Annotated in this window: 23 protein-coding genes; 4 read left to right on the top strand and 19 right to left on the bottom strand. The window is 70.9% G+C overall.

The genetic code is table 11. The features are described 5' to 3' along the window. Window positions 1–6: 6 nt before the first annotated feature. Window positions 7–1,341 (bottom strand): geranylgeranyl reductase family protein, encoded by a 1,335-nt coding sequence (locus tag AB0D85_RS00445; protein ID WP_362311954.1) that lies wholly within the window; start codon window positions 1,339–1,341, stop codon window positions 7–9. A 48-nt stretch (window positions 1,342–1,389) separates the two neighbouring features. On the opposite strand from AB0D85_RS00445, the gene AB0D85_RS00440 reads away from it, so the two are divergent. Together AB0D85_RS00440 and AB0D85_RS00435 are read left to right on the top strand one after the other, a co-directional pair. Further along, window positions 1,390–1,926 (top strand): GNAT family N-acetyltransferase, encoded by a 537-nt coding sequence (locus AB0D85_RS00440; protein WP_362311952.1) that lies wholly within the window; start codon window positions 1,390–1,392, stop codon window positions 1,924–1,926. A 120-nt stretch (window positions 1,927–2,046) separates the two neighbouring features. Next, window positions 2,047–2,355, top strand: coding sequence for a PASTA domain-containing protein (locus AB0D85_RS00435; RefSeq protein ID WP_362311950.1), 309 nt, complete (start codon window positions 2,047–2,049; stop codon window positions 2,353–2,355). A gap of 15 nt (window positions 2,356–2,370) precedes the next feature. Here the strand turns inward: AB0D85_RS00435 and AB0D85_RS00430 are convergent, their stop codons facing one another. From AB0D85_RS00430 to AB0D85_RS00415, 4 genes are read right to left on the bottom strand one after another with little or no spacing between them, the layout of a single operon-like run. Continuing rightward, window positions 2,371–3,066 carry a demethylmenaquinone methyltransferase gene (locus AB0D85_RS00430; protein WP_362311949.1) on the bottom strand — a complete coding sequence of 232 codons (696 nt, stop codon included), beginning with the start codon at window positions 3,064–3,066 and terminating at the stop codon, window positions 2,371–2,373. Between the two features lie 24 nt (window positions 3,067–3,090). Next, window positions 3,091–4,440 (bottom strand): acyltransferase family protein, encoded by a 1,350-nt coding sequence (locus tag AB0D85_RS00425; RefSeq protein WP_362311947.1) that lies wholly within the window; start codon window positions 4,438–4,440, stop codon window positions 3,091–3,093. Beyond that, window positions 4,440–6,893, bottom strand: a complete 2,454-nt coding sequence (locus AB0D85_RS00420; protein WP_362311945.1) for a glycosyltransferase — start codon at window positions 6,891–6,893, stop codon at window positions 4,440–4,442. Before AB0D85_RS00420 ends, AB0D85_RS00425 begins: the two co-directional genes overlap by 1 nt. Before the next feature lie 22 nt (window positions 6,894–6,915). Continuing rightward, entirely contained in the window at window positions 6,916–7,311 is a 396-nt protein-coding gene (locus AB0D85_RS00415) for a hypothetical protein (RefSeq protein ID WP_362311943.1), read from the bottom strand. Window positions 7,312–7,616: 305 nt separating this feature from the next. Between AB0D85_RS00415 and AB0D85_RS00410 the strand changes: the two genes are divergently transcribed. Beyond that, complete coding sequence (locus AB0D85_RS00410; RefSeq protein WP_362311941.1) at window positions 7,617–8,651, top strand: hydrolase; 1,035 nt, start codon at window positions 7,617–7,619, stop codon at window positions 8,649–8,651. Between the two features lie 90 nt (window positions 8,652–8,741). Here the strand turns inward: AB0D85_RS00410 and AB0D85_RS00405 are convergent, their stop codons facing one another. The 5 genes from AB0D85_RS00405 to AB0D85_RS00385 form a co-directional block, all read right to left on the bottom strand. Continuing rightward, window positions 8,742–9,191, bottom strand: a complete 450-nt coding sequence (locus AB0D85_RS00405) for a hypothetical protein (protein ID WP_362311939.1) — start codon at window positions 9,189–9,191, stop codon at window positions 8,742–8,744. Window positions 9,192–9,198: 7 nt separating this feature from the next. Continuing rightward, complete coding sequence (gene mqnC / locus AB0D85_RS00400; RefSeq protein WP_362311937.1) at window positions 9,199–10,398, bottom strand: cyclic dehypoxanthinyl futalosine synthase; 1,200 nt, start codon at window positions 10,396–10,398, stop codon at window positions 9,199–9,201. Between the two features lie 95 nt (window positions 10,399–10,493). Continuing rightward, window positions 10,494–11,303, bottom strand: a complete 810-nt coding sequence (locus AB0D85_RS00395; protein ID WP_362311935.1) for an A24 family peptidase — start codon at window positions 11,301–11,303, stop codon at window positions 10,494–10,496. Next, window positions 11,300–14,263, bottom strand: a complete 2,964-nt coding sequence (locus AB0D85_RS00390; protein WP_362311933.1) for a BTAD domain-containing putative transcriptional regulator — start codon at window positions 14,261–14,263, stop codon at window positions 11,300–11,302. Before AB0D85_RS00390 ends, AB0D85_RS00395 begins: the two co-directional genes overlap by 4 nt. 236 nt (window positions 14,264–14,499) lie before the next feature. After that, complete coding sequence (locus AB0D85_RS00385) at window positions 14,500–14,853, bottom strand: SsgA family sporulation/cell division regulator (protein WP_362311931.1); 354 nt, start codon at window positions 14,851–14,853, stop codon at window positions 14,500–14,502. Between the two features lie 197 nt (window positions 14,854–15,050). Here AB0D85_RS00385 and AB0D85_RS00380 point away from each other — a divergent pair, with 197 nt between their 5' ends. Then, a complete protein-coding gene (locus AB0D85_RS00380; RefSeq protein ID WP_362311929.1) occupies window positions 15,051–16,562 on the top strand; it encodes a sigma-70 family RNA polymerase sigma factor in 1,512 nt (503 codons plus the stop codon). Window positions 16,563–16,569: 7 nt separating this feature from the next. On the opposite strand, the gene AB0D85_RS00375 is transcribed toward AB0D85_RS00380, so the two are convergent. The 9 genes from AB0D85_RS00375 to AB0D85_RS00335 form a co-directional block, all read right to left on the bottom strand. Further along, complete coding sequence (locus AB0D85_RS00375) at window positions 16,570–16,983, bottom strand: pilus assembly protein TadG-related protein (RefSeq protein WP_362313388.1); 414 nt, start codon at window positions 16,981–16,983, stop codon at window positions 16,570–16,572. Between the two features lie 44 nt (window positions 16,984–17,027). Then, on the bottom strand, window positions 17,028–17,444 hold the full coding sequence (locus AB0D85_RS00370) for a TadE/TadG family type IV pilus assembly protein (RefSeq protein ID WP_362311928.1): 417 nt from the start codon (window positions 17,442–17,444) through the stop codon (window positions 17,028–17,030). Next, entirely contained in the window at window positions 17,445–17,894 is a 450-nt protein-coding gene (locus AB0D85_RS00365; protein ID WP_362311926.1) for a TadE family protein, read from the bottom strand. 62 nt (window positions 17,895–17,956) lie between these two features. Further along, a complete protein-coding gene (locus AB0D85_RS00360) occupies window positions 17,957–18,208 on the bottom strand; it encodes a hypothetical protein (RefSeq protein WP_362311924.1) in 252 nt (83 codons plus the stop codon). A gap of 69 nt (window positions 18,209–18,277) precedes the next feature. Next, entirely contained in the window at window positions 18,278–19,201 is a 924-nt protein-coding gene (locus AB0D85_RS00355) for a type II secretion system F family protein (RefSeq protein WP_362311922.1), read from the bottom strand. After that, complete coding sequence (locus tag AB0D85_RS00350) at window positions 19,198–20,172, bottom strand: type II secretion system F family protein (protein WP_362313386.1); 975 nt, start codon at window positions 20,170–20,172, stop codon at window positions 19,198–19,200. The genes AB0D85_RS00355 and AB0D85_RS00350 overlap by 4 nt, the downstream gene beginning before the upstream one ends. Window positions 20,173–20,202: 30 nt before the next feature. Further along, window positions 20,203–21,510, bottom strand: coding sequence for an ATPase, T2SS/T4P/T4SS family (locus AB0D85_RS00345; RefSeq protein WP_362311920.1), 1,308 nt, complete (start codon window positions 21,508–21,510; stop codon window positions 20,203–20,205). Further along, window positions 21,507–22,346: a hypothetical protein gene (locus tag AB0D85_RS00340; RefSeq protein ID WP_362311918.1), complete on the bottom strand. Its 840-nt coding sequence runs from the start codon at window positions 22,344–22,346 to the stop codon at window positions 21,507–21,509. Before AB0D85_RS00340 ends, AB0D85_RS00345 begins: the two co-directional genes overlap by 4 nt. 17 nt (window positions 22,347–22,363) lie before the next feature. Continuing rightward, window positions 22,364–23,104, bottom strand: a complete 741-nt coding sequence (locus AB0D85_RS00335) for a hypothetical protein (protein ID WP_362311917.1) — start codon at window positions 23,102–23,104, stop codon at window positions 22,364–22,366. Between the last annotated feature and the right edge of the window lie 221 nt (window positions 23,105–23,325).

Genomic DNA, 23,325 nt, shown 5'->3' with positions numbered 1-23,325 from the left:
GAGCGGTCAGGCCTTCGGGGCCACCTTGCTCAGGCCGTTGATGATGCGGTCCATCGCGTCGCCGCCGGTCGGGTCGGTGAGGTTCGCCAGGAGCTTCAGGGTGAACTTCATCAGCAGCGGGTGGGTCAGGCCGCGCTGGGCGGCGATCTGCATGACCTTCGGGTTGCCGATGAGCTTCACGAAGGCACGGCCGAGCGTGTAGTAGCCGCCGTAGGTGTCCTTGAGGACGCGCGGGTAGCGCTGCAGGGCCATCTCGCGCCCGCTGGGCGTGGCCCGCGCGTGGGCCTGGACGATGACGTCGGCGGCGATCTGGCCGGACTCCATGGCGTAGGCGATGCCCTCGCCGTTGAAGGGGTTCACCAGGCCGCCGGCGTCGCCGACGAGGAGCAGGCCGCGCGTGTAGTGGGGCTGGCGGTTGAAGGCCATGGGGAGGGCGGCGCCGCGGATCGGGCCGGTCATGTTCTCGGGGGTGTAGCCCCAGTCCTCGGGCATGGAGGCGCACCAGGCCTTGAGGACCTCGCGCCAGTCCAGTTCCTTGAAGGAGCCGGAGGTGTTCAGGACGCCGAGACCCACGTTGGAGGTGCCGTCGCCCATGCCGAAGATCCAGCCGTAGCCGGGAAGGAGGCGGTCCACGGGGCCGCGGCGGTCCCAGAGTTCCAGCCAGGACTCCAGATAGTCGTCCTCGTGACGGGGGGAGGTGAAGTAGGTCCGGACGGCCACGCCCATCGGGCGGTCCTCGCGGCGGTGCAGGCCCATCGCGAGGGAGAGCCGGGTGGAGTTGCCGTCGGCGGCCACCACGAGCGGCGCGCGGAAGGTGACTTCGCGCTTCTCCTCGCCGAGCTTGGCGTGGACGCCGGTGATGCGGCCGGTGCGGTCGTCGATGATCGGGGCACCGACGTTGCACCGCTCGTACAACCGCGCACCCGCCTTCTGCGCCTGGCGGGCGAGCTGTTCGTCGAAGTCGTCGCGTTTGCGGACCAGGCCGTAGTCGGGGAAGGAGGCGAGATCCGGCCAGTCCAGCTGGAGGCGGGTACCGCCGCCGATGATGCGCAGCCCCTTGTTGCGCAGCCAGCCGGCCTCCTCGGAGATGTCGATGCCCATGGCGACCAGCTGCTTCACCGCGCGCGGGGTGAGTCCGTCGCCGCACACCTTCTCGCGCGGGAACTCGGTCTTCTCCAGCAGGAGTACGTCCAGGCCGGACTTGGCCAGGTGGTACGCCGTCGTGGAGCCGGCTGGCCCCGCGCCGACGACGATGACATCGGCGGTGTTTTCGGAGAGGGGCTCGGTCACGACGGGGGCTCCCCAAGGCTCGAAATCTGCGTGCCGACCGGCACTGGACATGGGCAGTCTATTCAGCGGTACTGATCACCCGGCTGAAGGGCTGCCCCTGTGAACCGAGCTCTCCCCGCGGTACGGCTGCGTGTGCCCACGCACGAGGACGCGTTCGCCTGGCACGGGATCTTCGCGGACCCCGAGGTCATGGAGTTCCACGGCGGGCAGGCCGCCGAGTTGTCGGAGTACGAGGAACTCACCGCCCGGCAGCGCCGGCACGACGCCGAGCGGGGGTTCTGCCTCTGGTCGGTGCTCGACGAGAGCGGTGAGGTCGTCGGCTTCACGGGCGCCCAGCCCTGGGAGCACGCGTGGGGGCCGACGGGCGAGATCGAGATCGGCTGGCGGCTGCGGCGCTCGCACTGGGGGCAGGGGTATGTCACGGCGGCCGCCCGGGAGACGGTGCGGCGGCTGCGGGCGGCCGGGGTGCCGAGCGTGGTGGCGATGGTCGACGCCCGCAACGAACGTTCCATCGCGGTGACGCGACGGCTGGAGATGCGGCTCGCGGAGAGGTTCCGGACGCCGCGGTGCGAGCGAGAGGGGCACTGCTATCGCCTTGACCTTCGACAAGGCGACCCGGAGACCAACGATCAGTAACAGAAAGTAGCGATCTGTTACAGAAAGACACTTGGCGCTTCCGATCGCCATGTGCCGGGGGTTACCCTTCCAGTACCGCTGGGGGTGACATCTGTGCGTATAACACCCAAAACACCCGAAGTGCGCGTTCCACGGCTGGTCGGGCTGATGGCCGTGGACGCGCGTGAGACCGCCCAGGCGCGGGGACTGTTCCTCAACGCGCCGGACCGGCCGGACTTCCATCTCACGGTCGTCGAGTACGTCGTACGCCAGTTCCCGCAGCCCGGTGCCGAGGTACCGCGGGAATCGATGGTGTACGTGTGGTTCGACTTCGGTGAGGGCGAGGGCGGCGGGGGCGTGCGCGAGCCGCGCATCCCACGGCCGCCGAAGGGCGGGCTGCAACGGGAGCTGGACCAGCCCGGGGACGCCTTCGAGGTGAGCAGCCTGTGAGTCCCCGGCCGGGGCTCAGGCCGCCTTGAAGCCGCGGTGCAGGGCGACGATCCCGCCGCTGAGATTGCGCCAGGCCACCTTCGACCAGCCGGCCTCGCGCAGCCGTCCGGCCAGCGCGGGCTGGTCGGGCCAGGCGCGGATGGACTCGGCGAGGTAGACGTAGGCGTCCGGGTTGGAGGACACCGCGCGGGCCACCGGGGGCAGCGCCCGCATCAGGTACTCGGTGTAGACGGTCCTGAAGGGCGCCCAGGTCGGGTGCGAGAACTCGCAGATCACCACCCGGCCGCCGGGCCGTGTCACCCGGTACATCTCGCGCAGGGCCGCGTCGGTGTCCTGGACGTTGCGCAGCCCGAAGGAGATCGTCACGGCGTCGAAGGTGTCGTCCTTGAACGGCAGCTTCGTGGCGTCCCCGGCCGTGAAGGGCATCCAGGCGGTGCGCCGCTTGCCGACCTGGAGCATCCCGAGGGAGAAGTCGCAGGGCACGACGAAGGCGCCGGCCCGGGCGAACGGCTGGGAGGAGGTGCCCGTGCCGGCCGCCAGGTCCAGGATCTTCTGCGCGGGCCGCGCGTCGACCGCCCTGGCGACCTCCTTCCGCCAGTGCCGGTCCTGGCCGAGCGACAGCACGTCGTTGGTCAGGTCGTACCGTTCCGCCACGTCGTCGAACATCGAGGCGACTTCGTGCGGCTGCTTGTTCAGGGAGGCGCGGGTCACGCCGCCCATTCTTGCAGGGCCCCCTCAGGGGAGAAGCTTCGGCTTCTTCTTCGCGGCGACGTCCTCCACCCAGCCGCACAGCACGACGAAGACCGCGATCAGGATCCAGCCGACGCCGAACATGAACCACTGGCTGTCCAGCGGGAGCCACTTCTCGAACGCGGGCACGTTCCACATCCGGTCGATCAGCGGGACCGCCAGGACCAGGGCGATCTCGTGCCAGAGGTAGATCGTCACGGCGCGGGCGTTGAAGACCGTCACCGTCCGGTCCAGCCGCTTGAAGCGGGTCAGCCAGGCGAAGTCGATCCTGAAGTACGCCTTCGCCCACATCAGCAGCATGACGAACCCGGCCGACCAGAAGGCCTGCGCGAGGGGGTTCTCGTCGAGGTCGTACGTGCCGAAGTCGGACTGGTGCGCGAAGGCGTACCAGCCGCCGTAGGCGACCGCGGCCAGCGAGCCCACGACCACCAGGGCCGGCTTCATCCTCTGGAGCACGCCGTCGCGGTGGGCGAAGCCGAGGATCCAGCAGAAGAGGTACGTCGACAGGTCCCACAGGGCGCTGCCGAAGCGGTTGTCGGGGCCCGACCAGACGAAGTTCAGGACCAGGATCGGAGCCAGGGACAGGAGGAGGACCGGTATCGGGGCTTTGCGGAAGATCCACAGCAGGGCCGGGGAGAGAAGGACGAACCACAGGTACGTCCGCAGGTACCAGAGGATCTCCCAGGCCTGCTCGCCCCACGCGTTGCCCGGCGGGTCGCCGAGCGGCACGACCCAGTAGACGATCTGCCAGCCGGGCATCCAGTCGTGGATCAGCATCGCCAGGACGACGAAGAAACCCCAGAACCAGAACGGCGGGAGGAGACGGCGCAGGCGGCTCTTGACGACCTTGAACGCGGGGCGCTCCAGGGACTTCGCCATCAGCGTGCCGGCGAGGCCGAACATGATGCCCATGGAGGGGAACACCATGCCGCACCAGGCCCAGCCGAAGGTGTGGTAGGTGACGACCCGGACGAGGGCGACCGCACGGAGCGTGTCGAAGTAGCGGTCGCGTCCCGTGGGCCTGAGCTGCGGGTCGGGGGCGGGGTCGGGGGCGGACGTCGGCTGTGGGTCGCGGGCCGGGTTCGGCTCGTCGACGCCGGCCGCCGATTCCCGGGCGGGCTCCGGCGCGGGTTCCGGCTGCACCGGCGGCAGCGGTGCGGTGGCCTCCACCGCCGGGGTGTGGCCGTAGCCGGTGTACTGCTCCTGCTGCGGGTACGGCTGCTGCGCGTACTGCTGCTGGCCGCCGTACGGGCCGTAGTCGTAGCCGTTGGCATGGCCGTAGCCGTTGTTGCCGTAGCCCTGCTGGTACGGCTGCTGTTGCTGGTCCCAGGTCATCAGCCGCTCACTCCCGCCGGGGTGCCTACCTCGCCCGTGCGCTTGAGTTTCTGCCAGCGCAGGCGGCCGCCGGTGAGGGCGGTGATACAGGAATGGATCAGGACCAGGTACATCATCTGACGGTAGGCCAGTTGCTGGAGCGGCATCATCAGCAGGTAGCGGTACCGCTCCTTGTCGAGGCGGAACGCGTAGGCCGCGCAGGCCAGTTGGACGCCGAGGACGGCGAGCCAGGCCAGCAGGGCCGCCTCGAAGTCGACGAAGATCATGGAGTAGACCGTGAAGACGTCGATGAGCGGGGCGAAGACGGGTGTGACGATCTGGAAGAGCACCACCAGGGGCATGCCGACCCGGCCGAAGCGGCCCGAAGGACCCTTGTCCGTCAGGGACTTGCGGTGCTTCCACAGGGCCTGCATGGTGCCGTACGACCAGCGGTAGCGCTGGGACCACAGCTGCTTCAGCGAACCGGGCGCCTCCGTCCAGGCCTTGGCGTGCTCCTGGTAGACGACCCGCCAGCCCGCGCGGTGCATGGCGATGGTGATGTCGGTGTCCTCGGCGAGGGTGTCCTCGCTCATCCCGCCGACCTGGAGCACCGCGTCGCGGCGGAACGCGCCGATCGCGCCGGGGATGGTCGGCATGCAGCGCAGCAGGTCGTACATGCGGCGGTCCAGGTTGAAGCCCATCACGTACTCGATGTGCTGCCAGGCGCCGATGACCGTGTTGCGGTTGCCGACCTTGGCGTTGCCGGCGACCGCGCCGACCTCGGGGTCGGCGAACGGCTGCACCAGCTGGTACACCGCGTCCGGCTCGAAGACCGTGTCGCCGTCCATCATGATGACGATGGGGTAACTGGCGTTGCGGACACCGTTGTTGAGGGCGGCGGGCTTGCCCGCGTTCTCCTGCCGGATGACCCGGACGTTGCTCATGCCGAGCTTGTCGGCGGCGGCGCGGGCGATCTCCGAGGTGCCGTCCGTCGAACCGTCGTCGACGACGATGATCTCGATCGGGTGGGTGCTCTGCGCCAGCGACTCCAGGGTGTTGGCGATGCACTCCTTCTCGTTGTACGCCGGGACGATCACACTCACCGGTCCGGTCACCTCCGGTCCCCAGCTGAATCTGCGTTTGTTGCGCAGCCGGTAGTGGCGGCGGGCGATGAGCAGCATCATCCCGAAGCGGCCCATCACCGCGATGCCGACGACCAGCAGCAGGTAGGAGAGGACGGGTAGCGCCCATTCGGCGATCGCGACCGCCACGATGAGCGCCTTGCCCTCGTAGAGGGTCATACCGGTGGCGGTGCGGTGGGCCGCCTGGAGGCGGGCGGTGGTGGAGCGGTTCTGGCCGTTCGGGGCGGTTCCGGTGCCGGTGCCGGTGCCTCCGCTCGGGGCGCCTTCCCCGTTCGGGGCGGTGCCGCCGGGCTGGGAACCCGTGCCGGTGCCGGTACCAGTGCCGGATCCGGATCCGGTTCCGGTTCCGGTGAGCGCGCCGGCTTCGGTGACCCCGGTGGCGGTCTGGTCGCTTGTGCCACTCGTGCCGCTCGTGCCGGTGCTCGCCGTGGCGGTCTCACGGTTCGCGGCGTTCCGCTTCTGGACGACACCGCTGATGGTGGTGAAGGTGTAGCCCTTCGCCTTCATCTTCTTGATGTACGTCGGCAGCGCCTTGATGGTCTGCGAGCGCTCGCCACCGGCGTCGTGGAAGAGGACCGCGGCGCCCTTGTTCTTCTTCGGCGTGGCCCATTTGATGATCTTCGAGACGCCCGGCTTCTTCCAGTCGTCGCTGTCGGTGTCGACGAAGACGCTGGTGTAGCCCTCCTTGCCGAGCTTCTTGTAGACGGGCCAGCTGTAGTTGTCGATGGCGTCCGTCTCGGAGGAGTACGGCGCGCGGAAGAGGGTCGTCGTGATCCCGGCCGCGCCGGCGAGCGCGAGCTGGGTCTGCTGCATCTCGCGGTTGATCCGGGCGTCGCTCTGGTACGACAGGTCGACGTGCGTGAAGGTGTGGATGCCCACCTCGTTGCCCTGCTGGACCATCGACTTCACGATGCTCGGGTAGCGCGACACCATCGAGCCGACCAGGAAGAACGTGCCGGGCACGTCGTACTGCTCAAGGATCTTGAGGACCTGCGGGGTCCAGGTCGGGTTCGGGCCGTCGTCGAAGGTGAGCGCGATGGTCTTGGAGGGGACGGAGACGGTGGTCGCCTGGCCGCCCCGGAAGGTGAGGATCGGGCCGCCGTCGAGGATCTTGTCCGGCACCTTGCTGGAACTGGCGCCGGTGCGGACCCGCTGGTCGCCGCCGACCTCTGCGCGCAGATAGCCGTCGAGCAGCATCACGCAGGTCAGCGCCAGCAGAAGCAGCAGGGCGAGGATGACACGTGGTTTCTGCAGCGCCGCGGCCCGGCCCGCCGCCCGCTCGATACGGGAGGGGGCGCGCCTGCGGCCGCGTGAGGACGTCGGTGTAGTCATGGGGAGAGGCCTGCGTTTCCGGTCAGTCGGCGGTGGCGGATGCGGAGGCGGACGGGGTGGCGGTGGTCGACGTGTTCGACGTGGTCGACGGCGGTGCCGACGGGCGGCCGCTGGGCACGCCGACCTGGCGGCCGATGCCGCCCTGCGGGCGTTCGCCACCGGGAGCGGTGCCGCCGCGTGCGAAGTCGGGGATCAGCGAGGACGGGGTGAGCGAGGTGCCCCAGCCCATGAAGGCGGCGCCGAGCACTCCCGTGTAGGCGAGGCAGACGACGCCGAGGAGGAGGCCGACGCGGCGCAGCACCTTGGACCGGCGTCCCGAGGAGTCGACGAACACGGGCCCTTCGACAGACCCGTTGCCCTGTTTGCGGCGGCGACCGCGCGCGGCGGTGCGGCTTTCGATGGCAGGCTCGGATTGCATTCCTCGGATATTAGGGAGTCTTTATGTGACCGCCTTCGGGGTTCATGTGAGGCGCCCATGAGAAACGCCTTAACCTGTCTTTTCACTGAGAGATTCTATGAACACCTGCGGAGGTCACACAGGAAGGGAATCAATCTCAACATCCCTTTTGCGCTGCCCCATTGATCCGATTCACGCCCTTCCTTCCATGAGTTTTCTATGTATCGATCGGAACGTTGAACACCAGGTCCGTGTGAGACGTTTTCCTTTGGAATCAGGCTTTGTTTCGATCCTGAGACACAAATCACGAGAGCGGGTGCATCTTAATGCGGGGTTTCCTGAGGCCGGCTGCTGGGCTTACCTGCCTGTTTGCCATGGCAGTGACGGGGTGCTCCTCGGGCTCCGCCGGCACGTCGGACGCGGCACCCGCGCCGCCCAAGCGGCAGTCGGCCTCGCCCAGTGCGACCGATGCGTCGGGCACGTCGGGCACGTCGTACGCGCCCTACGTCAGCGCGACCGAGGCCGCCGACACGGACGACTCGGGCACTCCGTCGACGTACAACCTGGCCTTCGTGATCGCCAGTGGCAGCAGTTGTACGCCGGAGTGGAACGGGACGACCGCGATAGGGAGCTCGGCCGTGAAGTCCCGGATCTCCAAGCTGACGGAGGGCGGCGCGAGTGTCCGGGTGTCCTTCGGCGGGGCCTCGGGGAAGGAGCTGGCGACGACGTGCTCCAGCGCGTCGAAGCTCGCGGCGGCATACGGGGCCGCGCTGGACGCCGCCGGCTCCTCCCAGGCCGACTTCGACATCGAGGGCGACACGCTGACCGACTCCGACTCGGTCGCCCTGCGGTCGGAGGCGATCGCACAACTCCAGAAGGAACGGCCCGACTTGGAGGTCTCCTTCACGCTGCCCGTGATGCCGTCGGGGCTCGACTCCGACGGCCTCGCGCTGCTGGAGTCCGCGAACAAGTACGACGTGCAGGTCTCGACGGTCAACATCATGACCATGAACTACGGCGAGTCGTACGACGGGGACATGGGCGACTACGCGCTCACCTCGGCGAAGGCCACGCAGAAGCAGCTGAAGAAGGTGTTCGGGCTGTCGGACGCGAACGCGTGGGGCGGGATGGCGCTGACCTCGATGATCGGGGTGAACGACGTGGACGGGGAGACGTTCTCGCTGTCGGACGCGGCCGATGTGCGGGCGTTCGCGGAGGAGAAGGGGATCGCGTGGGTTTCGATGTGGTCGACGTTCCGGGATGTGCAGTGTGAGAGCGGTTCGGAGGATGACGACGCCGCGACCAACTGCAGTGGGGTTTCTCAGAGTTCGGGGGCGTTCGGGAAGGCGTTCGCGGGCTGAGTGTCGTGTGCGGGTTCGCGGGGGCTGGTCGCGCCCACGCGGCGGTAGCCGCATATTCAATACAGCCCCGCGCCCCTGACGGGGCGCTCACTACTTGCGTCTATGGACAAGGCGGCCGGCGCACACCGTTGCGATGCACTCCCCCGACTCGTCGAACACCGCCAAGTCGGCTCGGCCGGTCTCGATGATCGCGGTCTTTCGGGCCGCGCCCGGCAGCACGGCGACATCGTTGCGCTCCGCCGCCGCCCGCAGCTCGGGTGAGGTGGTGTGCTGTTCCAGGACCGCCGTCGCTCCCAGCTTCAGTACCGCGTGCACCCGTTCGCGTGGGCTGGGGGCGTCCGGGAGGGGGCCGTCGTGGACGTGGGCGGGGCCGAGGGCGCCCGGCCAGGTGCGGACCCGCGCCAGGGGAAAGCGGGCGCGCAAATCGTCGTACGGCCCCACCGCGGCGATCCGGTCGTGCACGACCACCACGGCGCCGTGCCCGATCGGCTCGGCGTCCCAGGTGACACAGACCCGGTCCGCCGTGTGAATCGTCTCCACCGCCGGGTCAGTTGGCGCTGAGCAGCTTCAGCTCGGGGTGCGCGGTGCCGCCCTCGATCGCCGTCGACGAGATGTGGGACATGACGCGCTCGTCGACCGGGTCGTTCGCCGGGTCGTCGTGGACGACGAGGTGCTCGTACGTCGTCGCGCGCTGCGCCGGGACGCGGCCCGCCTTGCGGATCAGGTCGATGATCTCCAGGCGGTTGGAGCGGTGCTTGGCACCGGCCGAGGAGACGACGTTCTCCTCCAGCATGATCGAGCCGAGGTCGTCCGCGCCGTAGTGGAGCGAGAGCTGGCCGACCTCCTTGCCGGTGGTGAGCCAGGAGCCCTGGATGTGGGCGATGTTGTCCATGAAGATCCGCGCGATCGCGATCATCCGCAGGTACTCGAAGAGCGTCGCCTGGGTGCGGCCCTTCAGGTGGTTGTTCTCGGGCTGGTAGGTGTACGGGATGAAGGCCCGGAAGCCGCCCGTGCGGTCCTGGACGTCCCGGATCATCCGCAGGTGCTCGATGCGCTCGGCGTTCGTCTCGCCCGTGCCCATCAGCATCGTCGACGTGGACTCGACGCCCAGCTTGTGGGCCGTCTCCATGATCTCCAGCCAGCGCTCGCCGCTCTCCTTGAGGGGCGCGATGGCCTTGCGGGGGCGTGCGGGGAGAAGTTCCGCGCCGGCGCCCGCGAAGGAGTCCAGGCCCGCCTCGTGGATACGGGTGATGGCCTCCTCGACGGAGACGCCGGAGATGCGGGCCATGTGCTCGACCTCGGAGGCGCCGAGGGAGTGGATGACCAGCTGCGGGAACGCGTCCTTGATCGCCTTGAAGTGCTTCTCGTAGTACTCGACGCCGTAGTCGGGGTGGTGGCCGCCCTGGAACATGATCTGGGTGCCGCCCAGCTCGACCGTCTCCGCGCAGCGGCGCAGGATGTCGTCGAGGTCGCGGGTCCAGCCCTTGGCGGTGTCCTTGGGGGCCGCGTAGAAGGCGCAGAACTTGCACGCCGTGACACACACGTTCGTGTAGTTGATGTTCCGCTCGATGATGTACGTCGCGATGTGCTCGGTGCCCGCGTACTTGCGGCGGCGTACGGCGTCGGCGGCGGCGCCCAGCGCGTGCAGGGGCGCGTCGCGGTAGAGGTCGAGCGCCTCTTCCGGGGTGATCCGCCCACCGGCAGCGGCACGGTCGAGGACGGACTGAAGGTCGGCCTTCTCGGTCACCGGGCGCGTCCCTTTCGTAATGGCTTGTGGACGGACCGAACCAGCCTACGCCAGCCCTGTGCCGGCCCTGCGCCTGGCCTTGGAACGGCCCGACCTCAGGCCGTGTACGCGCCGACCAGCAGCCCCGCGAACGCGCCCGCGATCAGGAACGGCCCGAACGCGATCGCCGTCTTGCGCCCGGCCCGCCGTACGACGACGAGCGCACCGCCGTACAACGCGCCCAGCAGGAACCCGGCGAAGGTGCCGAACAGCACGGTGGGCCAGCCGTACCAGCCGAGTACGGCGCCCGTGCCGAGGGCCAGCTTCACGTCGCCGAAGCCCATGCCGCCGGGGTTGACGAGGAAGAGGAGGAAGTAGCAGGCGCCGAGCGCGAGGGCCGCGTAGAGGGAGGTGAGCCAGTGGCCCGCGTGCTCGGGGAGAAGGGCGGCTGCGCCGAGGAGGGCGAGGGCGGCGGCCGCGAGGGGGAGGGTGAGGGGGTCGGGGAGGCGCTGGACGCGGAAGTCGACGACCGCGAGGAGCACGCCGACGGGGGCCAGGAGCAGCCAGACGGCGAGTTCGGGGCGGGGGCCGGTGGCGAGGGCGAGGGCCGTGCAGACGAGGGCGGTGGTGAGGGCGAGGGGGGCGGGTGCGGGGGCGGGGGCGGGGGCGGGTGGCCCCTGTGGGGCGTCCTCGCCGTCGGCGGCCACCGGTTCGGCGGGGGTGGGTGCCGGGGTCGTACAGGCGGCGCAGTGTGCGGTGCCCAGCCAGCCCCTGATGGGGTGGCCCGCCGGGCACTCCTTGCGCCAGTCCTCCCCCGCCGGTACCGAGAAGCGGTGGGCGGCGCGGGGCAGGAGTGTGCCCGTCGCCGCGCCCCAGAGGGCGGCGGTGACGGGCAGGGCGAGGTCCAGGGCGTCCAGGGCGGTCATCCCGTCGCGGCGGCGCCGTCGCGCCAGGTCGGGAGGAGTTCGTCGAGGAGCGCCTCGGTGCGCGGGGGCAGGCCGCGCGCACCGCTGCGGGCGATCAGGTCGGCCGCGAGGGCGCGGACGCGGTCCGGGTCGCCGGTGGCGTGGGTGGCACGCAGCAGCTCGTTCCAGAGGCGTTCGTCGGCCGGGGCGGTCCGCAGTGCCGCCGCGAGCGCCTCGATCGCCTTCTCCGCGCGGTCCTTCTCCAGGTGGAACGCGGACAGGGCGAGGCCGATGTCGGCGACGAGGAGCGGCAGTTGGGCGTCGATGATCTCGTGCGTGAGCCAGCGGTAGCGGCCCTCCGCGCGGTCGGCGAGCAGCGGGCCGCGGACCAGCACGAGCGCGTCCGTGAGGAGGCGGCCGCGGACGGCGCGGCTCTCGACGCCCTTGCCCTGCGTGGCCTCGTAGTAGAGGGAGCGCAGCACGTCGAGGTCGGAGACCACCGTCTTGGCGAGCACGAGCCGTCCGGTCCCGTCCGTCCGCAGCCGGGGGCTGCCGTCCGGGTCGGTGCCGAGCCAGCCGCGCAGCCGGTCCAGGAGGGCGTCGCGGACGTCCTCCGTCACCCCGCGCGGCCACAGCGCGGACGACAGCACGCGCGGGTGCACGCCCTCGCGGTGCAGGAGGAGCAGCGCGAGGGCCTCGTGGAGGAGTGCGCTGCGCTCGCCGTCGGGGGTGTCGAGGCCGATGATCTCGTACGGCCCGACGAGCCGCGCGTACACCGCGGGACGGCCCTGTTCGCTGATGTCGACGAGGAACGGCGGGGCGTTGGTCGGCCCGTCCGGGTCGCGCTCGGGGTCGGCCTCGACGAACAGCTCGACCACCGCGCGCTGTTGCACGCCGGGCAGCAGCTGGGCCTGGAGTTCGAGGCCGAGGAGCGGGGCGAGGAGCCTGCCGTCCGGGGTGATCTCCATCGCCCAGGCGGCGCCGGGCAGGTCGTCGCTCTCGGTGCCGACCAGGTAGCCGATGCCCAGCCGGCCGGCGTCGGCGGCGAGTTCGGCGAGCCGTACCGCGTCCTCGGCGGACGGCTGGGCGGCGAGCAGCACCAGGTTCGGCGCCCAGCGGGTGTGCTGGGCGGGGCCGGTGCGGCCGGTGAGGACCGAGTCGTGCCCGGCGGCGCCGAGCGCGCCGCGCCGCTGCCGGGTCTCGGCCTCCATCGTCTCGAACAGCGCGTCCACGTCGTCGAGATGGCGCAGCCGGTTGGGGGCGAGCGGGGTGAGGTCCGCGCCGAAGCCGACGAGGGTGATGGTCATGCGGTCCGACCAGCCGTTGGTGGCGAGTTCGGCGGCGACGGAGGCGAACACGGCGGCCCGGTCGGCCTCCCGGCCGCTCAGCGAGACGATGCCGGGCACGGCCTCCAGGTTGAGCAGCAGCCGCGAGTCGTCCATGGTGCCGAGGCTGACCAGGCCGGGGTACGGGGCGGCGGCGTCGGTGTCCTCGTAGTGCCCGGCGTCCGCGCGGGACAGCGTCCAGAACGTCTGGTCCTGGCCGAGCTGCCAGGGCGCCGGGGGCTTGCCGGCCGGCTGGGCGAGCTGGAGGTGCAGATCGCCGTGGCTGAGCCAGGCCGCGTACACGACGGGCAGGGACCTGGACTCGGCGGTGAGGGCGGCGGCCAGCCCGCGCAGGGAGCGGTCGAGCAGTCGTACGCCCTCCGGGTCCGCGCCCACCAGCAGCGCGTCCTGCACGTCCTGGGCGTCGCCGGTGGGGGTCGGCGGCTCCATGCCGCGCCGGCCGCCGACGGCACCGAGCGCCGACTGCCACAGGGCCTGCCGGCGTCGGCGGCCGAGGGCGGCGAGCAGGCCCGCGGCGAGGAGGGGGGCGCCGAGGAGTGCCTCGGGAAGACCGAAGGAGTGGCCGCCGGTCTCGTGCGTGTGCGCGGCGGGCGTGCCGGTGTTGTCGCCGGCGGGGCGCTGACCGGGCACGGTGATCTGTGCGGTGGCGCCGTCCTGGTCCGCGTGCTGACCGCCGCCCTGCTGCTGGTGCCGCTGCTGGGCGTGGTCTCCGGTCTTCGCGTAGTCGCCGATCTGCTGCTGGACCTCCGGGGAGACGTGCGCGTCGGGGTTCTCGACGAGCTCGCCGCCGTGCGCGTCGCCGGGCATCTCCATGATCCAGCCGGGGCGGATGAGGCTGGCCTCGGAGAGCCGGGAGCCGTCGGGCTGGACGCGGTCCTTGTTGAGCTCGTAGATCTCCTTGTACCGGCGGCCGTCGCCGAGATGGCGCTGCGCTATCTCCCAGAGGGAGTCGTGGTGGCGGCCCTCGGGCGGCTGGATCCGGTAGTACTTCGTCGCCCCGTGGGCGGCGGTGGAGCCGTGTTCGGCCTGGGCCGCGGCATGGTTTGCCTGTTCGGCGAGGGCGGCCGCGGTGCTCTTCGCCTGCTCCTGCTGCTGGGCGAGGAGGCCGGGGGTCGCCTGGGCGGCGGCCACCGTGCCCTGCTGGTTTCCCTCCAGGCTGTGGCCGAGCTGCGAGAGGCCCGGGGTGAGGCTGGCGGCGGTGGCGCCGACGAGCAGCAGGGCGGCGACGAGTTGCCGGGCGAGCAGCTGGCTGGGGCCGGCGCCGGGGACGCGGCTGGGCAGGCCGACGCCGGAGACGGCGGCCTTGACCTCGACCAGCACACAGGCCGTGAACTGGGCCCAGGCCAGCCAGACGACGACCGTCAGGGCGTTCAGGAACGTCTCGACGCCGATCGGCTGCGACAGCCAGTCCATGCTGGGCGCGCTGTGCGGCAGGGGCCAGCCGATGGTCACGGCGAGGGCGCCGGGGACGCCGACGACGAGCACGAGCAGCACGACGAAGGCGAGGAACGCCTTGACGAAGTCCCCGAACGTACGCCGCCGCAGCCGCACCGGCTGCGGGGTCCGGTTCCGCGGACCCGACGACGGATTCCCCGTCGCTCTTCCCGTCGAGCTTGATGTGCTGCGTCGCGCCATGGCGGGTGTCCTGGGTCGTCGTGTGTGGAAGGAGTGGGCCGGGGGCGCAACGAGCCTGTCGAGGTCCCCTTGACGATCCTATTGACTGGCACCGACAGCGTCGAAGGGGAAGAACGGCGAACGGCCGCCCGAATTCACCCCTTTCATCAAGCGGGGCCCGGTTGGCCGGAGTTACCGCCCCCCGGTCCGCACACCACCCCTCCACAGGCCCCGCACAAACCGGGGCACGCGGGCCGTCAGCCGCCGACCCTGAGCGAGGACAGCAGGAAGCGGGTGAGGGCGGAGGTGGGGAAGCTGATCGCCGCCACCCCCTCCTCCGCGCGGAGTTCGACGACCGTGCGGGAGGTTCCGTACGGCCGCACCTGTACGTTGCCCAGCACGGCCGGGCGGCCCGCCAGTCCCTCCTCCAGCAGGGCCCGCGCGAAGGTCCAGGTGACCTCCTCGCCGTCCAGGGAGATCCACGGCGGGAAGACGAAGTGCACGGCCTGCGGGTCGGCCGAGGTGTAGCGGAGGGTCGCGGGGACCGCCACCTCCTGTTCGTCGGCGGTGAGCAGGCGGGCGCCGGTGGGCTGCTCGAGCGTGATGGGCACGGGTCTTCTCCGGGGGTGCGGTGGTGGGCCGTCGTACAAGTGAGAGCAGCCTGCGGCGAATTGATTACGCGGGAAACGCCAGCAAGTTGAGTGACTTGTGTCACTTTCCGATGCGCTTGAAACTGTGCTTGAAAGTTTTGCCATCTACCCTGACAAACCCCTTCCCCGCCCCACGCCGGCAACTGGAGCGTTCCGCCATGCACGACGGTTCCTCTGCAGTCATCAGCACCACCGCCTACGCCCGGATCTACGAGGAACAGCAGCCGCGGCTCGTCGCGTACGCGCGCTCGCTCACCCGCAACGCCTGGGTCGCCGAAGACCTCGTCGCCGAGGCGCACTTCCGGGTGTGGCGCCGGCTGGCGGAGGGACACGAGATCGACAACGTGTCCGCGTATCTGATGACGACCGTCCGGCATCTCGCGTACGCCGCCGGCGGCACCGCGCGTGAGACTCCCAGGGATCCGCACGGCGAGGACCACGCCGAGGTCGGCCGGCACGGGGACGACCCCGCCGAGCGCGTCTCCTCCGTCGATCTGCTCGTGCGCGTGCTGGCCCAGTTGCCCGAACGCTGGGTCAAGGCCCTCTGGCTGGCCGAGGCCGAGGGCCAGCCACTCGCCCAGATCGGGCCGCAGCTGGGCACCAAGGAGGGCGCCACCGCCGTCCTGCTGCACCGCGCCCGGGAGGGGATGCGCCAGGCGTTCCTCGGCACGCAGACCGGCGCCCCGGACGACCCGGCCTGCCAGGTCCACGTGAGCCGGATGCCGGCGTACGTGCGCGGCGCCGCGACGGAACGTCAGTCCGACCGGCTGCTCGGCCATGTGGACACCTGCGACGACTGCCGCACCCGGCTCGCCGCGCTGATGAGCGCCAACGACCGGCTCCCCGCGCTCGTCGGCCCGGCGCTGCTGGTGTTCGCGGTCGGGGGTGCGGCCGGCAAGTTCCTGCTCACCCTCACCGCCGCGGGCGCCTCGGCCGGCGGGCACGGGAGCGGGCTGCTGCACGGCGTACGGCAGGCCGCCACGGCGGGCGGGACGAAGACGCCCGTCGCGGTCGCCGCCGGGGCGGTGGTGGCGGGCGCCGTGGCGCTGGTGCTCGTCCTCGGCCCGGGCCAGTCCAGCTCGATACCGAGCCGGCGGACGCCGGTCGCCGACGCGCCGGGGGGCAGGGCGCCGGTGGCCGGGACGCCGGTGGCGCCGGAGGCCACGCCCGCCACGACACCGGTGGCGGCGACCGTCGAGGACGGGGCGGCGACCGAGGGCGGGACCGGTGGTGCGGTCGTGACGCAGCCCTCGGACGGGGACACGGCCGCGCCGGATCCGGCCGGAAAGGGCTCCGGAGGCGGGAGCGGGGGCGGGAGCGGGGGCGGGAGCGACGACACCGCGCCGCCCGTGACGACCGAACCGTCGCCCGACCCCTCGCCGTCCGAGCCCGCGCCCTCCGCCCCCGCGGACCCGTCCCCCAGCGCCCCGACGGAGCCCACCGAGCCGACGACGCCGGCCGAACCGACACCCCCGTCGACGCCGACGGACCCCACTCCCCCCGCCGAGCCGACGGACCCGGCCCCCGTGACCACCCCGCCGGCCGACAACACCACCCCGGACCCGGTCACCCCGCCCGACGACGACTGCCCGCCCACGCACGCGCACGGCAACGGCAACGGTGGCACCGGCCACCGGGGGCCGAAGCAGCAGCCGTCGTCGGACCAGTGACGTACTCTCAGCCGACCTCGTTCTCGGCGGTCGCCTGGCCGTGCACCACGATCGCGCCGCCGTAGAACATGCCCGTGAAGACGGGTTCGTACGTCAACTGGACCTCGACCTGGACCTGTTGGGCGTCGGCGGCGATACAGTGCGTGCCCGCGATGTCGGCGGTGGACATGTCCATCTCGCGGGCGAAGGTCTTCACCCGGGCGTCGCAGTCCTGGTAGTTGATCGGCGCGGCGCCCTGGTTCTCGTACAGCGCTGCCTTGTCGATGTCCTGCGCCGCGTAACGGGCCGCCTGTTCCGCGATGTCGGCGGCGCGTTCGCGCTTGGAGATGGACAGGCCGCCGTCGATGACGAAGGCGGAAAGGGAGAGGAAGACGAGCGCGAAGATGATGACCGCGCCCGCGCCCGAGCCCCGGTCGTCCATGCGGAGCCGGCGCGCGATCCACCAGGTGCGCAGCAGCGCGATGCTCACGCCGACCTCCGGAACGGGTCGAGCGGCGAGGAGAAGCTCGCGGAGAGGGTGGTCGGGATGTCCAGGCCCAGCATGGCCAGGCCCCGCACCTCGCAGCTCACCTCGACCGTGAAGATGGTGTCGGGCGCGAAGCCCTCGCTGGTCTGTACGACGGAGACCGGGCCGGAGCAGACGTCCGACAGGTCCGCGTCGGCGGCCTTCTGCGCCTCCGACATGGCCGTGGCGTGGTCCTTCTGGATGGACCCCGCGCGGGCCGCGTCACGTGCGGCGCCGTCGATCGCGCCCCGCCCGTCCACGAGTTGGCCGAAGGCGACCAGGACGAGAATGAACAGGATCATGACCGGCGCGAGGATGACGACCTCGATGGTCGACAACCCCCGGTCGTCCGACCGTTTTTCTTCAGGGGAGGACATCTAGTTCGTATCCTCCACGAACCGCTCCACCGGCCCCGACGACTGCGCGTGCACCGTCAGGTCCAGGCCCGGGAACACCGTCGGGATGCGGGCCGAGATCTCGACGCCGACCGTGTTCTGTTCCGGCTGGAGCATCTTCACATCGGGCGACAGCACCAGCTGCGGCCCGAGTTGGCTGATGTAGGAGTCGACCACGGTCTGCGCCTCGCCGCGCCAGGCGCCGGGCTGGGCGTCGGCGGTGGCGCGGGCCTTGCGGGCGCCCGCCTGGGCCGCCGCCTGGGCCACGTGGTCCGCGAAGAAGTACAGCGCGAACTGCACCGTCGCGAAGATCATGAAGAAGAGAACGGGGGTGAGGAACACGAACTCGATGGCCGTCATGCCCGAGTCGCGTGAGTCGCCGCGCGCGGCGGCCGTCCGGCGGCGTACCCAGCCGCGCAGGCCTCTGCCCATGCCCGCAGACGTCCCCGTCCCCGTCGTCACCCCGTCACCCCCGTCGTCGTACGTCCGCCCGCTCAGCAGGTCTTGCTCGCGCTGGCGCCCTTGATGCAGTCGCCGACCTTGTTGGCGCCGTCGCTCAGCGCGGTGTTGATGATGGCGGCCACCACGCCGACGATCGCCACGACGACCGCGGAGATGATGACCCACTCGACGGCGGAGGCACCGCGGTCGAGTTCGCCGGAGCGGGCGCGCTGGACGCGGCCCCGCAGGAAGGTGACCAGGAAGTCCACCGCCGGGATCCCGGTGCTGACGTTCCGTCCGTTCATGATGACGTGTCCTCTCGATACAGCAGTTGGCGAAGGTTCTCGAATCAGCTCATTCCGAAGCACAGGACATCAGCCCACCTGGAACACCCGCATCGCCGCCGGGAAGATCAGGAAAACCAGGAAGCCGGCGCACAGCAGCAGCTGGGCGACGAGCATCGACTGGGACTTCTCGCCCGCGCTGCCCTCGATCTCGGCGAGTTCGCGGTGGCGCATGGTCTCGGCACGGGAGGCGAGGGACTCGCGGACCTTGGCGCCGTCGTCCGCGACCAGGGCCAGCGAGGCCGACAGGTCCTTCAGTTCCTCGACGCCCAGTTCCTCGCCGAGCGCGCCGAGGGCCTGCCACTGGCTGACGCCGGTGATGCGGGCGTCGGCGAGGGCGTTGCGGATGCGCTGGTTGGCCCAGCCGTCGGAGACATCGGCGGCCGCCATCAGGGCCTCGGGCAGACCGCGGCCACCGGCGAGGCTCATCGACACCAGGTCGAGGTACGCCCCGATGACCCGCCTGAGGTCCCGGCGCTTCTCGGCCGCGTCCCGTCGTACCTCCAGGTCGGGCAGGAAGAAGAACAGGGCCGCGCAGACCAGGGCCAGCCAGACCGGGATGACCGGGCTGTGGCCGACGCCGAGCGTCCAGACGACGGCGAACAGGAACGGGCCGAAGATCAGACCGGCCGCCGCGAGCAGCACCTTGGTCGCGAGGAACTTCTCCCAGCCGCGGTCCAGGACGGCGAGGTCGGCGCGGAGCGAGCGCTGTTCCCAGCCCTGCTGCCGGTAGAACTCGGCCACCCGGTCGCCGACTTCGGCGCGCAGCGAGCCGAACCGGCCGGTGTCCCGCGTCTGCCGTGCGGACTCGTAGGCGGCGCCGCGCGCCCGCATCGCGTCGATCCGGGCGACCTGCGCGACCGCGCTGCGCTTCGACGGCATCAGCGCGCGGATCAGGGCGTACACGCCCAGTCCCAGGATCACGCCGACGACGATCGGCATCGTGAGGCTCATCGGCGTACTCCTTCCTCAGTGGGGAGCTGTTGCTGACCGGGCTGCCCCGGCTGCCCCGGCTGGCCGGGTGCGGTGCGGGGCGGTCGTACGAACTGGACGGAGGACTGGTCGCGGACCAGGAACCGTTCCGGGGTCTCGATGGTGGACAGCTTGCGCAGCCACCAGAAGCCGAGTGCGAACAGGCCGCAGACCAGGGCGAGTACGAGCTGGCCGACGGCGGTGCCGTACGGCGCGACGAAGTCGCGGTTGAAGACGGCAAGGCCGAGCACGAAGGCCACCGACACGGCGACGACGATCTGCACCGACCGCCGGGTGGAGGCGCGTTGGGCCATCACGCGCTGGCGCATGTCGACCTCTTCACGGGCCGACTTGGCGAGCGCGCCGAGCACCTGGCGCAGACCGGGCCCACGCAGCCGGGCGTTGAGGATGAGCGCGGCCACGATGATGTCCGCGGACGCGTCGTTGATCTCGTCGGCGAGGTGCTGGAGCGCGTCGGGCAGCGGGGTGCGGGCGCGCAGCCGGTCGACGAGGGCGTCGAGGTGCGGCCGCAGGATCGGGGCCGCGGCCCGTGCCGAGGCGGGGATGGCCTGCTCCAGGCCCACGGCGCCGGCGATCGTGTCGCGCAGCGACTCGGTCCAGGAGGCGAGGGCCTCCACGCGCTTCATCGCGGCCCGCTCCTCGGCGGCGCCGCCGAACAGCTTGTCCCAGAAGAAGACCAGGACACCGGCCGCGATACCGGCCACCGCCCAGCGGGTGAGCAGCAGGACGACGAGTCCGACGATGGCGGCGAGGGAGCCGCGCCGGCCGGCGAACCGGATGAGTTCGGCGGCCCGTTCGTTGGCCTTCTGCTTCTCGTGGTCGGGTTTGGCGGGCAGGCCGCGGATCGCCAGGATCAGCAGCGCGAGTCCGCCGCCGGCGGCGACTCCGCAGCCGAGGGCGTAGAAGACGGTGGTGGAGAAGAGCCCGCCCATGGACCCCAGGGAATCCAGGTTCATGTCACGTCACCCCCAAGCCCCGTGCGGCTGGTAGCCGTAGGCCATCAGGTCCTCCAGGCAGGCTATGGGCGCATGCGGTACGACCCGGCCGTCGGGTGCCTCCGCGAAGACCTCGCTGGACAGCACCCGGCCGTCGACTCCGTTGACCTCGCGGACGGAGGTGACCATGCGCTGGAGACGGCCGCCGGTCTGGTAGTTGTTGCGCCGCTGGATGAAGACGACGAAGTTCACCGCGCCCGCGATCAGCATCTGGCTGGCCTCGATGGGCAGCCGCTCGGAGGCCTGGAGCGCGTAGGTGGAAATACGGTTGAAGACTTCGCTGGAGCTGTTGGCGTGGATGGTCGAGAGCGACCCGTCGTTGCCCTGCGACATCGCGTTCAGCATGGTCACGATCTCGTCGCCGAGGACCTCGCCGACGATGACCCGGGAGGGGTTCATACGGAGGGAACGGCGGACCAACTCGGCCATGGCGATGGCGCCTTGGCCCTCGGAGTTGGGCAGCCGCTCCTCGAACGCGACGACGTTCGGGTGCAGATCGTGGAAGGTGTCGAGCCCGAGCTCCAGGGCGCGCTCGACGGTGATGAGCCGCTCATGGGGCGGGATTTCGTTGGCCAGCGCTCGCAGCAGGGTCGTCTTCCCGGCGTTGGTGGCTCCGGCGATCATGATGTTCTTGCGGGCGCGCACGGCGCAGGCCATGAAGTGCGCGACCTCGGGCGTGAGCGTGCCGTTGCCGACCAGGTCGGAGATGAAGACCTTGCCCATGCGGGCGCGCCGGATGGAGAGCGCGGGCCGCCGCGCCACGTCCATGACCGCCGACAGCCGCGACCCGTCGGGAAGCCGGAGGTCGAGCTGCGGGTTGGCGGAGTCGAACGGACGCGACGACAGACCCGAGTAGGCGCCGAGCACCTGGATCAGCTCGATGAGCTCCTCGTCGGTCTCCGCGACGGGATCCCCTTTGGCCTCACGGCCGTCGCTGAACCCCACGAACACCTGGTCGCAGCCGTTGATGTCGATGTTCTCGACGTCCGGGTTGTCGAGCAGCGGCTGCAGCCGCCCCACGCCGAAGAGCGCCGCGTGCACGGCGGCGGCGTACTGCTCCTCGGTCTCCGCGTCGAGCGGGGTGCGCCCGGCGTTGATCTCCGCGCGGGCGTACTCCTCCAGGATCTGGGCTATGACCGCGCGGGCGTACTGCCGTTCGTCCTCGGTGGACATCGGCGTCACGCCGGACGCCTGGTCCTGCCGGCGCTGCTCGGCGATCCGGTCGCCGGCGTCCTGCCGGAACCGCTTGACCAACTGGTGGTCGACAGCGGTCATCGGCCGGCCCCCGCGTGGGGCGCCTGCGTCGGTACGGCCCAGGTGGCGCCGTACTGCTGGTGGAGGTCGGCGGTGACCTTGCGGGCCGAGCGGATGAGCAGGGACTTGTCGAGGCGCCCGCGCTTGCGGCCGGCCAACTGGTCGGCGCCGGTGGGGTCGTCGGCGATCGTGCCGACGACGCGGGCACCGGTCTGGGCGTGCACGAGCATGTCGTTGACCTGGTTGACCAGCTTGCCGGAGCTGGACGGGTCGGTGATCAGGACGACCCCGATCAGCGGGGTGGCCAGGGCGGCGGCGCCGCGCGGACCGCCGTGCAGCTTCTGCGCGAGCGCGGCGGCGCGGTCCCGGACCCGGGCGATGGCCTCCGGCTCGGTGCGCGAGACGAGCAGCACGAGCGCGGCGTGCGGGAACAGTTCGACGGCCGGGGTGTCGCCGCTGATCCGTCCGCAGTCGGCGATGACGTCGGCGGGCGTGTTCGGGGAGTCGGCGAGGGCGGCGAAGGCGTGCCCGAGGGTGGGCCACAGCCCCGCGAGACCGGCGGCGTGCTCGGCGATCCCGAGCCCGACCAGCACCTCCAGCCCGCCGCTCAACGGCTGGACGTGATCCCAGAGTTGGTCGGGCACGAGTCCGCGTCGGGCCGTGGCGGCGATGGACAGCATGCCGGTGTTGGGGTTGAGCGGTCCGCCGTGCGCGGCGGCGCTGCGGTAGACGAGGTCGCCGCCGGCCGGGTCGGCCTCGGCGAGCAGGACCCGGCGCGGCCAGACCGCGGCCAGTGCGACGGCCGCGGTGGTGACGCCGGGGGAACCCTTGTCGGCGGCGATTGCGATGAGCGCCATGGGGTGGGTGTCGCCTTCTAGTTACCGTTGCTGGATACGCCAGGGACAAGGACGAGGGCGACCGAGTTGGTCGCGGCGGCCTGGGCCAGCGCGGCGGCGTCGTCGCTGTTCACGGTGAGCGTGACGGCGAGGTTGGTGCTGCTGACGAATTCGGAGTCGCCGCTCTTGCCGTCCGGCACGTAGCTGACCTTGGCCTGGCCGACGATCGGCGAGTCACCGCCGGCGGACGAAGAGGAGGAGGAACTGCCGGTGGTCGAGGAGCCGTTGCTGCTGACGCGGTAGGCGGCGACGACGTCACCGACCTTGAGCCCGGCCGGGTACTGGCCCTCCTTGAGGGAGAGGCCGACAACGGCCTTGCCGGCGGCGAGGGTGCTTCCCTTGTCGAACATCTGCCCCATGACGACCGTGTCCTTGTAGATGGTCGTCTTGGCCTTGAAGGTCTTCAGGGTGGCGAGCTGGGACCACTTGACGTAGTTGATGCTGTCGTCGGCCGCGACCATCACGGACGTCACGTTGCTGTTGCTGACGGACTCGCCGGGCTGGATGTCCGCGGTCACCTTGATGACCTCGATCCGGTTGCCGGCCTGCAGCACGAGCGTCGTGGCACCGAGTGCGCCCAGCAGAATCAGCAGCACCGCGAGCGCGGCCAGTGCGGGCTTGCGCTCCCGGGGAGCGGTGGGAAGCCGGTCACCGACCGAAGGCTGAGCCGGACCGGCGGAACGCCCTGAGCCCGCCCCCGTACGCTCTTGGATCTTCACGCAACCGCTCCCCGTAACAGCCAGACTTCGTCTGTCAAGAACCCTGAAACACCGTCAACGCCCTCAGCACCGTGAAAGCGGACACTCGACACGAATCACCCCGACTCGGCCGATTACTCTGCCGCAGGGCGAGTGTCAAGCGATCGCACCGTATCAGCCGCACATAAGCCCCTCAAGGCGCGCCCGGACACCTTGACCTCACTGAAATCGTCGTTGCGATC

The sequence above is a fragment of the Streptomyces sp. NPDC048277 genome, from assembly GCF_040652235.1.
GTDB lineage: Bacteria > Actinomycetota > Actinomycetes > Streptomycetales > Streptomycetaceae > Streptomyces.
This window is presented reverse-complemented; position numbering and strand designations above follow the sequence as displayed.